This is a genomic window from Aeromonas sp. HMWF017, from assembly GCF_003061465.1.
Taxonomy (GTDB): Bacteria; Pseudomonadota; Gammaproteobacteria; order Enterobacterales; family Aeromonadaceae; genus Aeromonas; species Aeromonas veronii.
Genome location: NZ_QAJD01000083.1, coordinates 9,559 through 21,617, shown reverse-complemented (window position 1 = coordinate 21,617; position 12,059 = coordinate 9,559). Strand labels below are relative to the sequence as shown.

Sequence of the window (12,059 nt, the reverse complement as noted above, 5' to 3'; positions counted from 1 at the left end):
AAGGTCAGGCTGTTACCCCCTCCCAAAAAAAGCCACCATCATCCTGCGGTGAGATAACCGGCGTCCTGCCAGCAGAAGATAATTTGGCCCCAGAGGGGCCAAATAAAAAGCGATAACGACTTCGATTAAGCACATTACACCAACATAAATCAAACAAAACGGCAAAAAAGCAGCGTTAAATATTGAAAAGTTTGATGTCGGTCATCAATTTTTTGATCGGAGATTAATTCGACGGGTATGGCGGGGAGTGATGGGGGATTCTTATGCGGCCCTTGCGTGACAAGGGCCGGGGTCATAATGGATCAGTTGGCCGGGGTGGCCAGATCCAGGATAAAAGCGTATTCCAGCGCAATATCCTCGTAGGCTTTGAAGCGGCCCGACTTGCCACCGTGGCCGGCGTCCATGTCGGTGTTCAGTAACAACTTGTTATCATCCGTTTTCAGATCGCGCAGCTTGGCGACCCACTTGGCTGGCTCCCAATACTGCACTTGCGAGTCGTGCAGCCCGGTGGTGACCAGCAGGTTGGGGTAGGCTTGCGCCTTGACCTGATCGTAGGGGCTGTAGCTCTTCATGTAGTCGTAGTAGCGCTTCTGGTTCGGGTTGCCCCACTCGTCATACTCCCCGGTGGTGAGGGGAATGGACTCGTCCAGCATGGTGGTGACCACATCGACAAACGGCACCTGCGCCACCACGCCGCGATAGAGTTCGGGCGCCTGATTGATGACGGCCCCCATCAGCAGACCACCGGCGCTGCCGCCCATGGCGTAGACCTGATCTTTGGCACCGTAGCCTTGCTCCACCAGCGCCTTGGTGACATCGATAAAGTCATTGAAGGTGTTCTGCTTGTTCAGCTGCTTGCCATCTTCGTACCAGTGACGGCCCAGCTCTTCGCCACCACGGATATGGGCGATGGCGTAGACGAATCCGCGATCCAGCAGGCTCAGGCGCGAGCTGCTGAAGTCGGGGTCCATGCTGGCGCCGTAGGAGCCGTAGCCATAGACCAGCAGTGGATTTTTGGGCGCATCGGCCTGCTCTTTCTTGAACTTGTCCTTGCGATAGACCAGCGACACTGGCACCGATATCCCGTCGCGGGCGGTCACCCAGAGTCGCTCGCTGGCGTACTGGTCGGCCTTGAAGCCAGCCACCGGCTGCTGCTTGAGCAGGGTGCGCTTGCCGCTCGCCATATCCAGCTCATAGGTGGAGGCGGGGGTGGTCATGGAGGAGTAGCCATAGCGCAGGGCGCTGGTATCCGGCTCCGGGTTGTAGGCAAGCCAAGTGACATAGGCGGGATCGTCGAAGGCGATCTCCTTCTCGTCACCGCTCTGCCAGTTGATCTGGCGCAGTCGGGTCAGCCCCTTGTTGCGCTCTTCCAGTACCAGCCAATCCTTGAACAGGGCGTAGCTCTCCAGCAGCACGTCCGGATTGGGGGCGATCACCGCCTTCCAGCGATCGACCGGGCTCTCCTTGGTCTCGTAGAGGCCGAAGTTCTTGCCGTCCTTGTTGGAGCGCACATAGAAGCGGCCGCGGTAGTGATCCAGGCTGTATTCGTGATCCACCTGACGGGGCAGGAACAGGCGTGGGGCGTGCTCCGGTTGGTTGGCATCGATCAGCCGTGCTTCGCCGGTAGTTGTGCTGGAGAGGGCGATGACGATGAAATCTTCCGAGGTGGTGGCGTAGAGGCTGACGTAGAAGGAGTCATCCTTCTCCTCGTAGACCAGCTTGTCCGTGGCCGGATCCGTCCCGAGCGTATGGCGATAGACCTGATAGGGCAGCAGGGTCTGCGGGTGCTTGCGCACATAGAAGACGGTCTTGTTGTCGTTGGCCCACACCAGATTGCCGGAGGTATTTTCCAACTTGTCGGTGGCCCACTGACCGTTCTCCAGATCGAGGAACTGGATCTGGTACTGACGACGGGAGAGGAAATCTTCCGCCACCGCCAGCCAGCGGTTGTTGCGGCTCACCTCAAGGGCGCCGAGGGCATAGAACTCGTGCCCTTCAGCCCGCTGGTTGCTGTCGAGCAGCAGGCTCGCCTGCTCTTCGCCGAGCTTGGTGCGCGAATAGATCCCGTACTCCTTGCCCGGCTCATAGCGGGTCTGGTAGCGGTAGCCATTTTCCACATAGGGCACCGACTCATCCTGCTGGGGGATGCGGGCCACCATCTCTTTGTAGAGCTGTTCGCGCAGGGGGTGGGTCGGCTTGAGCATGGCCTCGGTATAGGCGTTCTCGGCCTCGAGGTATTGCAGTACTTCCGGCGCCTGACGCTGGTCGTCGCGCAGCCAGTAGTAGTTGTCGATGCGGGTATCCCCGTGTTTTTTCAGGGTGCGGGGATGTTTGGCGGCCACGGGCGGCTGGATTGGATGTTCGCTTGTCAGCATGACGGGCTCTTCATTGGCATAAGTGGGGGGGAGAACTGTCAGAAAGGCTAGCAGCAGAACTCCTCGGGAAAAGGTAAACATGTCGCATCCTTGGCGCTGGAAAGGGTTGGTAGACCTGAGCATCGGCTCCATGAATTGGCATTAAATCTGCCCCTTGTTGCCGGTGGTTGCAAGCAATCCCTTGTTATTGCAGGAAATGTAATCAAAAAAAGCCGCTATCTCGCGATAGCGGCCCTCTTTCTGGTCATGAGCGGCAAGAGTCCGCTCAGGTGTGCCTCACATGATATGGGAGTGCCCTCTCATGGCCAGTTTTCGTCAGCCGGGGTAGCTCGACCAGCGGTTGGTCGTGCCCTCGTTGCTGATACTCAGTACCTCATAGGGATGACCCGGAATATCCATGCCAGGTGCACTCTGGGGCATGCCCGGAATGGTCAGGCCACGGATCGCCGGTTTTTCCCTGAGCAGCTTCTGCACATCGGCGGCGGGTACATGCCCCTCGATCACATAGCCATTTACGATACCGGTATGGCAAGAGGCCAATTCCGGCGCGATACCGTATTGCTGCTTCACTGCGCCGAGCTGTTCGGTTTCGATGACCTCCAGTTCGAAGCCATTCTGCTCCATGTGCTCGTTCCAGCTTTGGCAGCAGCCACAATATTTGGATTTGTAGACGGTCATCTTCTCGGCCGCGAGGGCCGAAAAGCTGACGGTACCGGCCAGCATGGCCAGTAACAGGGGTTTGTACATCACTCACCTCAGATTGAAAGAAAAGATGCCCGATACGGGATGCGTTTCAGATCTGGGTACGTGGGGGACGTTCGAGCCGCTCGCACGGAGCGTCCGGCGTAAAGAGAGAGGGGGAGGCGAAGTCGGGGGTATCCGGTTCCAGCACGGCGACCGTCAGGCTGTCGCTGCCTACCAGCGTCATCGAGAGGGCGGTGGTAAAGCTGCCGCAGGGCATTGCTTTTTCCAGGGTAAGCTCGCTCTGGCTGCAGTGGGTGGTCAGGGTACAGAGATCGGTTGCGGCCCGGCTGCCAAACGACATCAACACCAGCACCAGGCTCCACAAGGGGAGCCAGCGACGGGCGTGAGCGAGTTGGCGACGGGTGAGAACCATGGAATGACTCGGAAAAAACAAGGGGCACATGGTAACCCTGTGCCCCGGGGGAGGGTCAAGCCCTCCCCATGGTGTCAGTCAGCCAGGATTCAAGGTTGCTGACGGGTCGCCGCCAGCACGATCTCGCGCACGCAGACGTTGGCAGGCTGGTTCCAGGCGTAGAGCACGGCATCGGCGATCACTTCCGGCGCAATGACGCCGCCCATCTGATCTTTCCAGTCGTGATAACCGGCCTTGATGCTCTCGTCAGTGGTGTGGCTGAGCAGCTCGGTCTCCACCGCACCCGGGGCAATGGTCACCATCCGCACGCCGACATCGGCCACCTCTTCCCGGATGTTCTCGGTCAGGGCGTGCACGGCAAACTTGGTGGCGCAGTAGGCGGCATGGTTCGGGAAGGTCTTGCGACCGGCGATGGAGCTGATGTTGATGATGGTACCGCTGCGGTGCTCCTTCATGCCTGCCAGCACTGCGTGGACGCCATTCAGCACGCCCATCACGTTGATGTTGAGCATCTGCTGCCACTCGGCGGGATCCTGCACGTCGGCCTGACCCAGCAGCATGACACCGGCGTTGTTGACCATGCAGCCCACCGGGCCAAATTGGGCTTCTGCCTGCTGGACGGCGGCTTTCATGGCGGCGGTGTCGGTCACATCGACCCCGATGCAGAGGGTATTCGGCAGACCGAGAGCCTGCATCGGCTCGACCCGGCGGGCCAGCAGCAGCAGCGGATGACCGGCGGCAGAGAAGGCACGGGCGATGGCGGCACCGATCCCGGCGGAGGCGCCGGTGATCACGACGAGAGATTTGGACATGGGTCTTTCCTTCTGATTCAAGAGTCGGTTTGAGCAAACAGGTGGCTGGCCAGCACGGAACCCAATCACTATAGTCACTGTATCTATAAGTGATAAATATTGTTTTCCGCTGGTTATCATCTGAAAAAACTATGGTTGGTTTATGCTGGACTTGAGATTGCTGCGTTTCTTCATCGCCATCTATGAAGAGAAGAACATCACGGCGGCGGCCGAGCGCTGCCACGTCAGCCAGCCCTCCCTCTCGGCGGGACTGCGCCAGCTTGAAGAGGCGCTCGGTGACAGCCTGTTTGTCCGGGGCAAGAAGGGGGTGGTGGCGAAAGATCCGGCCCACTATCTCTATCCCCACGCGGTCAAGCTGGTGGAGGAGGCGCGCCGTTTGCCGGAGCTGTTTCGCCAGAAAGCGACGCGTGCGAGGCTCAATATCGCCATCATGCCGGACTTGAGTCGCCGCCGGGTGGCCGGGCTGTTGCAGCAAGTACAGCGCGTGTTGCCGCAGCTGGATCTCACCCTCTCCGACTACACCACGCCCGCCGACTGCCGCTTGACGCTGGATGCCCTGCGCCGGGAGGACGAGATCTTCCTGCCGCTGTGGGAGGAGGATTACGTGCTCTGCGTGCCGGTCGACCATCCCCTGGCCAGTCGCGGGAAGATCGAGCTGGCCGAGCTGCAACATTATGATTTTATTGAGTGCCCGCCCTGCGAAGCCCATCAGCAGACTATCGGCCTGCTGGCCTGTGACCGGCTTACCCTCAATCTGGTGGCCAAGGCCGAGAGCAAGGGGCTGGTGATGGCGCTGGTGCTGGCGGGGGTTGGCATCAGTTTTCTGCCGGACGGGCTGGTGGAGGATGAGGCGGGGCTCTGTACCCTGCCGGTGAGCGGGCCGCGGATGTTTCGCCGGATCGGGTTCTGCTATCCCGCCCACCAGACCCTCAATCCGGCGCTGCGGGAACTGATACCCGAGTTGGCAGGTTATGGCGCTTCCTGATAAGGTCGCTTTCCTGTGCACCTTTACGATGCAGCTCCCCAGACTCCCCTTTTCTGTTTACCGCGCCTTGCACCGCAAGGCTTTGTTCGGGTGATGTGGTCATGAAACGCATTCTGGTTATTTTTTCCCATCCCGCGCTGCAGAGCTCGCGGGCCAACAAGCAGCTGTTGCAGGCGATTGAGGGGCTGGAGGGGGTCACGGTTCACGACCTCTACCAGCACTATCCCGACATGTTCATCGATGTGAAGCGGGAGCAGGCGCTGCTCTGTGAGCATGACATCATCGTCTTTCAGCACCCGTTTTACTGGTACTCCTGCCCGGCCATCATGAAAGAGTGGATGGATCTGGTGCTGGAGTATGGCTACGCCTACGGCCCCGAAGCCCACGCCCTCAAGGGCAAGCAGTGGCTGAGCGCCATCACCACCGGCGGGGCGCCGGAGTCCTACTGCAGCGATGGGTACAACAGCCGACCGCTGCTCGATTTTCTGCTCCCATTTCAACAAGCTGCCACCTTGTGCGGCATGAACTGGTTGCCCCCTTTCGTGCTGCACTCCTTTCACAAGATCAAGGATCCCGCCGCCCTGCGCCGTTGCGGTCAGGATTACCGCCAGCTGCTCTGCGCCCTGCGTGACGATCAGCTGACCCCGGAGCAACTGGCCGGGCGCCCCTATCTGCGCGACCTGCTGGAGGTGCTCTGATGAAACACGGGTTGATTGTTGGCCGAGCTCATGAGCCGGATCGGCTGTTCACACGGAGGGCTGACTGATGGGCCACGGGATCCTGTTTGATGCCTTTATCTATCTCTCTGCCGCCGTCATCGCGGTGCCGCTGGCCAAGCGCTGGGGGCTGGGTTCGGTGCTCGGCTATCTGCTGGCGGGGATCATCATAGGCCCCTTTCTGCTGGGGCTGGTGGGGGAGCAGAAGGATGTGATGCACTTCGCCGAGTTTGGCGTGGTGCTGATGCTGTTTCTGGTCGGTCTTGAATTGCGTCCGGCCCTCTTGTGGCAACTGAAGGGACCGATCCTCGGCACCGGCGGCTTGCAGGTGCTACTCACTACCGCCGCGCTGACTGGAGTCGCACACCTTATTGGTCTGCCGCTGCAACAGGGGCTGGCCATCGGCTTGATCCTGGCGCTCTCCTCCACCGCCATCGTGTTGCAGAGCCTGCAGGAGCGCAAGCTGATGCAGAGCGAGAGCGGTCGCTCTGCCTTTGCGGTGCTGCTGTTTCAGGACATCGCCGTCATTCCGATCCTGGCGATCCTGCCGCTGCTGGCCATGGCGCCGGTCGCCAGCAGTGGTGGCTCCGAGCTGGCGGGTTGGCAACATGGTCTGCTGGTGGTCGCGGCGATCTCCGGCATCGTGCTGGGTGGCCACTACCTGATGCGGCCGGTGTTTCGTGCCATCGCCCAGTCCCATATGCGGGAGATCTTCGTCGCCGCCGCCCTGCTGCTGGTGATCGCCATCGCGGTGCTGATGGAGTCGGTGGGGCTCTCGCCCGCTCTTGGCTCCTTCCTCGCCGGTGTGGTGCTGGCCGACAGCGAATATCGCCACGAGCTGGAGGCGGACATAGAGCCGTTCAAGGGCTTGCTGCTTGGCCTGTTCTTTATGTCGGTGGGGGCGGGGATCGACTTCGGGCTGTTTGCCGAGCACCCCTTCCTCATCCCGACGCTGGTGGTTGGTCTGATGGCGCTCAAATGGCTGGTGCTGATGGCGCTCGGCTTTGCCATCCGCATCTCGCCGAGTCAGCGCTGGACCTTTGCGCTGGCGTTGGCGCAAGGGGGGGAGTTTGCCTTCGTGCTCTTCTCGTTTGCCGCCCAGAACCGGGTGCTGCCCGGTGAGACCATCTCGCTGCTGACGCTGGTGGTGGCGCTCTCCATGGCGCTCACCCCGCTGCTGCTGATCCTCAACGATCGGGTGATCCAGCCCTGGTTCGATTACCGTAACCAGAGCGACGCACCGCAGCATGAGCAACCTGAGCTGGTGGAGCATCCGGTGATCATCGCGGGCTTCGGCCGCTTCGGTCAGATCGTGGGGCGTCTGCTGCACGGTCACGGCATCGGTACCACCATCCTCGAGCAGGATGCCAGTCAGATAGAGACCCTGCGCAAGTATGGCTATCAGGTCTTCTATGGCGATGCCAGCCGGATCGATCTGCTCCATGCCGCAGGGGCACACAAGGCGAAGTTGCTGGTGCTCTCCATCAACGATCCGGCTACCTCGCTGGCGGTGATAGAGATGGTCCAGAAGCACTTCCCGCACCTGAAGATCCTGGCGCGAGCGCTGGATCGACCCCATGCCCACGAGATCCTGCGCCACGGGGTCGAGAGCGTGCACCGGGAAACCCTGGGCTCGGCGGTCGATCTGGGGGTGGAAGCCCTGACCCAGCTCGGTTTTCGGGCCAACCAGGCCTGGCGGGCGGGACAGACCTTCAAGCAGCACGATAACTGGCTGTTGCGCGAGCAGGTCAACTATCTGGACGACGAACACACTTATATCAACAAGAGCCTGCAATACCGGGAGATCCTCTCCGATCTGTTGCAAGACGACGAGGAGGGGCAGGAGCGTATCCATGCCCACAACTGGAACAGCGGGCTACCCGACGACGACAAGGAAGCAAAATGATTGCCTATTACCCCATGTTCAAACACCTGCATATGACGCTGGCGCTGGTCAGTCTGCTGCTCTTTATCTATCGCTGGAGTCTGGCGCTGGCCGGCAGCGCTCGGTTGCAGCAGAAGTGGCTGAAGATCCTCCCGCATATCAACGACACCTTCCTGCTGCTGTTTGGTGTGTTGCTGGCGGTGGCCTTGCAGTTGAGCCCGGGTCAACAACCCTGGCTGATGGCCAAGCTGATTGCACTGGTGCTCTATATCGGTCTGGGTGTCATGGCGCTCAAGCGCCCGGCCCGCGGTCAGAAGCTGGTGGCCGGTGTGGCAGCGCTGGCGGTGTTTGGCTACATGGTCGGAGCGGCCATCACCAAGTCAGCCTGGTCGTGGCTTATGTGAGCAAAAGGGGAGAGTCATGCACTCCCCTGAAATCATATTCTGTGATGAATTAATTAATCGGAGTTTTATGCTAGCAATAAATCGCAAGATAGAACTTTCATTTGAGGGATTTTTGGCTAATTTTAGCCTCTAGCGGCTCCTTTTTTGAGTGCGTTGTCTTTATAAATCAGTTGCTTAGTGTGTTTTGTATGAAAATGGCGACAGTTGTCGCAGCAAAACTTGCGACATAGACTGTCGCAAGTCACGACTAGCATACAGTCAACGCTAAACCAGTGAAGGCAAGCACCATGAGCAAGAAGCTGTTACGACAACTGACCTTGGCGCGTTGCATCCCGCACCGCCCTTACAAGCTGACCGCCAGCCAACTCCAAGTAAAACTGGAAGAGGAAGGCATCCACGTCAGTCTGCGTACCGTGCAACGGGACCTGGAAGAGATGTCCGGCATGGGACTGTTCGACCTCACCTCGGACGAGCGCAGCAAACCCCATGGCTGGTGCTTTGAGCGCCACGGCCTCAACGACTTTGCCAATATCATGCCGCTCTCGCTGGCGGTGGCCCTGAAAACCTGGAGTGATCAGGCGAGCCAACTGTTGCCGGCGAGTGTACTGACCGAATTGAACCCGCTGGTCGACAAGGCGAGCCAGGTGATCCGCGACAGCCAGAGCGAACTGGCCGAACGCTGGCTGGAGAGTGTCCACCAGTCACCGCGTCCGTTTGCCGGCAACCCGGAGATCCGCCGCAGCACCCTGATCCGCGATGCGCTCTGGCGTGGTCGCAAGTTCAGTGCCGAGATCCAGCGCGTGATCAAAGAGCGTACCGTGTGGCTCTGCTACGACCGTATCAACCCGCTCGGCATTCTCAATCAGCCGGACGGTCCGATCCTGCTCTGCACTCTGTCCGAGCTGGATCCCAAGGTCTACGGCATCCCGTTTGACCATATCAAGAACGTGGAGCTGACCAACTTCAGCGCCACCCAGCCGAAGGATTTCAATATCCAGAAGCTGATCCGCGATCAGGGCTATCAGGATGTGAGCGGCCCGATCCGCTTCGTCGGTCGGATCGATGCCAACAGCCAGTCGCTGGTGGATAACCAGATCCCCGGCAATAATCCGCGCATGACCCGCTATGACAAGCGCAGCGTGGTGGTGGAGACCGAAGTGCAGGACACCCCGGAGTTTCGCAGCTGGTTGAACAACATCGGCGGTGAACTGGAGGTGCTGGCACCGGAATCGTTGCGCAAGGCCTATCTCAATCCGGCCAACCGCTTGAGCTGATTAAAAAATTGGAATGTTGAAGAGTCGAGCCTGGTCTCGGCTCTTTTTTTGCGGTTTTTTTAAGCATATTTATTCAACTAATTTTTAAGTCTTAACGTCAGGATTGAACCGTTTTCCTGCTCCGTTTTTGGGGGCGAAACACGTGTAAGAGATCTGCCATAGCGACTGTAAGAGGCTGGCGCTTTGAGCCGTACGCGAAGCCATGCCAGAATGATCGAGCTTTCCCGTGAAACTAAATAACTAACTGATATTAAAGGGTTAGTTTTTAAGTTCGTATTTTGGGATGGGAGCTGCATCGGATCTTTATCATTGGATGGCCCTTGTTCGGGGGGCGCATTTCCTTAGTATGGGTCTCACAAGGACGGAGCTGGTCCGGCAGGATGCAGGGCAGCGCATAAAGATGGAATAGTCCGCAGGATGTGGACAAGGGATACCTCAGGATGAGTTCGATAATCAGGATGGTTATCGTCACGGATGAATAAAGGAACACCGCGGGATGCGGCAGGACACTCTCGGGATGGGAGCAGAACGAACGGAACCTCGTTCTTCAGGATGAACAGGACCTCGCCGGATGCGAGAGGAATACTTCAGGATGAAGTGAGATAACCCGGATGGTTATCTGTCAGGAAGACGCAAGGAACCCCACAGGACGTGGTAATGGACACCTCCAGGATGGAGACAGTGAAGCAGTTCAGGATGAATTGCCAGGCTAGGAACGCCGCAGGACACGCCAACGGATTGGAAAGGGGATATTCCAAAGGATTAGGATAACGTCAGGGATTGCAGGGAGCATTGCAGTTCTACGGACAGGACGACACGACTCTAGGGGACGGCTACCGCCGTCCCCTTTTCTTTTATGGTTTGTCCGAGAGATTGCCGCGCTGGGCGGCGTTGACGATCTCTTGCAGGCGCTGACGAATGTCGACCATGCCAAACACGCCAAATATCAGCACAGTGACAAATTCGGCCTTGGTGACAGCGAAGTAGCGTTTGCAAGCTGCCTTGATCATGCTGGCCTGCAGCCAGTGCAGCAGGGCGACGATCACGCCGCAGACCGGCAGAAAGCCGTTGAGTTTGCCGGGCAGCGGGGCAATCAGGCTCACCAGCACGCCAAACCAGAAGAACAATATCAGCCCCATCGCCAACAGATTAAAGACCCGCTTCATTGTTTACCTCCCGTAGATAGAGTTGATAACAGACCTGACCTGCCTGCTTGTCCTTGAGCCATTGTCCAAATTGACGGGGAGGGCCACTGCGCCCATCCCCCCCTTTAAACTGCAGCGTCATTCTTGGTGTCCCGCAGATAGAGCTGGTAGCAGACCTGACCGGCCTGTTTGTCCTTGAGTAGTTGCCAGTCGGCAGGTAGCGCCAGATCGGCCATCTCTTTTTCCCGCTCCAGATAGATGAGGGCGTCCGCTGCCAGCCAGCCGCGCTGCTCCAGCAGTTCGCACACTTGCGGCAGCAGGTCGCGGCGAAACGGCGGATCGAGGAACACCAGATCAAACGGCGTGGCCGGGCCTTGCAGCCAGCTCACTGCATCTGACTGGATCACCTGACCCTGACTGCTGCCGAGGGCGGTCAGGTTCTTCTTGATCTGGTCAGCGGCCCCTTTGTCCATCTCGATCAGGGTCACCTGCTCGGCATAGCGCGACAGCGCCTCCAGCCCGAGTCCGCCGCTACCGGCAAACAGATCCAGGCAGCGGGTGCCGCGAATGTGGGGGGCCAGCCAGTTGAAGATGGTCTCCTTGACGCGATCCGTGGTGGGTCTGAGCCCCTCCACATCCTTGACCGGCAATTTGCGGCCTCGCCACTGGCCGCTGATGATTCTTACAAAGCCCGATTTTCCTTGCGGGGCGGGACTCTTGCTCGGGTTGCTACGGCTGGATTTCACTCTGGGCATCGCGTTTCATCGTCAGAAAATAAAGTGGTAGTATAAGGCGGTTCATTTTTATGCCGACCCGCCAAGGGACGGCTATCTTAGCAGTCAGCCTTTGATGTGAGTATTTTTAGATGGCAAAAGGTTTGTTTTCCTGGCTGGGTTTCGGCCGCAAGAAAGAAGAGGCTGAGGCTGTCCAACCACAGACACCCCAAGCCACCCCCGTTACCGTTGAGCCCGAGGTCACTGCTACCCCCGCTCCCGTTTCCGATACCACTGTTTCCGATAGTACGCCGGCTGTTTCCCCCGAAGTGCCTGCCAGCGCACAGAATCCCGTTTTGCAAGATGATTGCTGCCTGCCGACCGAGCTGGACGACCACGGCCCGCTGGTGGTGGAGGAGTGCGCCTCCGATCTGGAGCCGGTGATCGTCAACGAAGCGCTGATCGCCGAAGAGGAGCGTGCCGCTGAAGCCGCTCGCACTGCCGCAGAGGCGCAAGCCGCTGAGGTCAAGGCAGCCGAAGAGGCTCGTATTGCTGCCGAAGCCCGTTCTGCAGAAGAGGCTCGCATTGCTGCCGAAGCCCGCGCTGCAGAAGAAGCACGTATCGCTGCCGAAG

General features: G+C 59.1%; 11 protein-coding genes and 1 pseudogene. 6 read left to right on the top strand and 6 right to left on the bottom strand.

Features of this window, described 5'->3' with window-relative positions; all coding sequences use genetic code 11:
• Positions 1-302 precede the first annotated feature (302 nt).
• The 4 genes from DBR30_RS07840 to DBR30_RS07825 form a co-directional block, all read right to left on the bottom strand.
• Entirely contained in the window at positions 303-2,456 is a 2,154-nt protein-coding gene (locus DBR30_RS07840; protein WP_181363524.1) for a S9 family peptidase, read from the bottom strand.
• A 234-nt stretch (positions 2,457-2,690) separates the two neighbouring features.
• Positions 2,691-3,122: a DUF411 domain-containing protein gene (locus tag DBR30_RS07835; protein WP_100647030.1), complete on the bottom strand. Its 432-nt coding sequence runs from the start codon at positions 3,120-3,122 to the stop codon at positions 2,691-2,693.
• A gap of 46 nt (positions 3,123-3,168) precedes the next feature.
• Positions 3,169-3,492 (bottom strand): hypothetical protein, encoded by a 324-nt coding sequence (locus DBR30_RS07830; protein WP_108541703.1) that lies wholly within the window; start codon positions 3,490-3,492, stop codon positions 3,169-3,171.
• Between the two features lie 89 nt (positions 3,493-3,581).
• Entirely contained in the window at positions 3,582-4,304 is a 723-nt protein-coding gene (locus DBR30_RS07825) for an SDR family oxidoreductase (protein WP_181363523.1), read from the bottom strand.
• Positions 4,305-4,446: 142 nt separating this feature from the next.
• On the opposite strand from DBR30_RS07825, the gene DBR30_RS07820 reads away from it, so the two are divergent.
• The 5 genes from DBR30_RS07820 to DBR30_RS07800 all read left to right on the top strand — a co-directional run bounded on the left by DBR30_RS07820 (position 4,447) and on the right by DBR30_RS07800 (position 9,568).
• The gene (locus DBR30_RS07820) at positions 4,447-5,289 is read left to right on the top strand and encodes a LysR family transcriptional regulator (RefSeq protein WP_108541701.1); all 843 of its coding nucleotides are present in this window, start codon (positions 4,447-4,449) and stop codon (positions 5,287-5,289) included.
• Between the two features lie 101 nt (positions 5,290-5,390).
• Positions 5,391-5,987: a glutathione-regulated potassium-efflux system oxidoreductase KefF gene (gene kefF, locus DBR30_RS07815; protein ID WP_108541700.1), complete on the top strand. Its 597-nt coding sequence runs from the start codon at positions 5,391-5,393 to the stop codon at positions 5,985-5,987.
• A gap of 67 nt (positions 5,988-6,054) precedes the next feature.
• The gene (locus DBR30_RS07810) at positions 6,055-7,911 is read left to right on the top strand and encodes a monovalent cation:proton antiporter-2 (CPA2) family protein (RefSeq protein ID WP_108541699.1); all 1,857 of its coding nucleotides are present in this window, start codon (positions 6,055-6,057) and stop codon (positions 7,909-7,911) included.
• Complete coding sequence (locus tag DBR30_RS07805) at positions 7,908-8,294, top strand: SirB2 family protein (RefSeq protein WP_042052535.1); 387 nt, start codon at positions 7,908-7,910, stop codon at positions 8,292-8,294. Before DBR30_RS07810 ends, DBR30_RS07805 begins: the two co-directional genes overlap by 4 nt.
• Before the next feature lie 287 nt (positions 8,295-8,581).
• A complete protein-coding gene (locus DBR30_RS07800) occupies positions 8,582-9,568 on the top strand; it encodes a helix-turn-helix transcriptional regulator (protein WP_005339987.1) in 987 nt (328 codons plus the stop codon).
• A gap of 854 nt (positions 9,569-10,422) precedes the next feature.
• On the opposite strand, the gene DBR30_RS07795 is transcribed toward DBR30_RS07800, so the two are convergent.
• Both DBR30_RS07795 and rsmD read right to left on the bottom strand, forming a co-directional pair.
• Positions 10,423-10,734, bottom strand: a complete 312-nt coding sequence (locus DBR30_RS07795) for a DUF1145 domain-containing protein (protein WP_005342853.1) — start codon at positions 10,732-10,734, stop codon at positions 10,423-10,425.
• A 104-nt stretch (positions 10,735-10,838) separates the two neighbouring features.
• Positions 10,839-11,468 (bottom strand): 16S rRNA (guanine(966)-N(2))-methyltransferase RsmD, encoded by a 630-nt coding sequence (gene rsmD / locus DBR30_RS07785; protein WP_108539827.1) that lies wholly within the window; start codon positions 11,466-11,468, stop codon positions 10,839-10,841.
• A gap of 110 nt (positions 11,469-11,578) precedes the next feature.
• On the opposite strand from rsmD, the pseudogene DBR30_RS21855 reads away from it, so the two are divergent.
• Positions 11,579-12,059 (top strand): annotated as a pseudogene (locus DBR30_RS21855) (signal recognition particle-docking protein FtsY); the annotation flags it as partial.

What these genes read in the sequence shown, in the direction of transcription:
- DBR30_RS07840 (WP_181363524.1), bottom strand. Translation starts at nt 2,456, where the DNA reads ATGTTTACCTTTTCCCGAGGAGTTCTGCTGCTAGCCTTTCTGACAGTT.
- DBR30_RS07835 (WP_100647030.1), bottom strand. Translation starts at nt 3,122, where the DNA reads ATGTACAAACCCCTGTTACTGGCCATGCTGGCCGGTACCGTCAGCTTT.
- DBR30_RS07830 (WP_108541703.1), bottom strand. Translation starts at nt 3,492, where the DNA reads ATGGTTCTCACCCGTCGCCAACTCGCTCACGCCCGTCGCTGGCTCCCC.
- DBR30_RS07825 (WP_181363523.1), bottom strand. Translation starts at nt 4,304, where the DNA reads ATGTCCAAATCTCTCGTCGTGATCACCGGCGCCTCCGCCGGGATCGGT.
- DBR30_RS07820 (WP_108541701.1), top strand. Translation starts at nt 4,447, where the DNA reads ATGCTGGACTTGAGATTGCTGCGTTTCTTCATCGCCATCTATGAAGAG.
- kefF (WP_108541700.1), top strand. Translation starts at nt 5,391, where the DNA reads ATGAAACGCATTCTGGTTATTTTTTCCCATCCCGCGCTGCAGAGCTCG.
- DBR30_RS07810 (WP_108541699.1), top strand. Translation starts at nt 6,055, where the DNA reads ATGGGCCACGGGATCCTGTTTGATGCCTTTATCTATCTCTCTGCCGCC.
- DBR30_RS07805 (WP_042052535.1), top strand. Translation starts at nt 7,908, where the DNA reads ATGATTGCCTATTACCCCATGTTCAAACACCTGCATATGACGCTGGCG.
- DBR30_RS07800 (WP_005339987.1), top strand. Translation starts at nt 8,582, where the DNA reads ATGAGCAAGAAGCTGTTACGACAACTGACCTTGGCGCGTTGCATCCCG.
- DBR30_RS07795 (WP_005342853.1), bottom strand. Translation starts at nt 10,734, where the DNA reads ATGAAGCGGGTCTTTAATCTGTTGGCGATGGGGCTGATATTGTTCTTC.
- rsmD (WP_108539827.1), bottom strand. Translation starts at nt 11,468, where the DNA reads ATGCCCAGAGTGAAATCCAGCCGTAGCAACCCGAGCAAGAGTCCCGCC.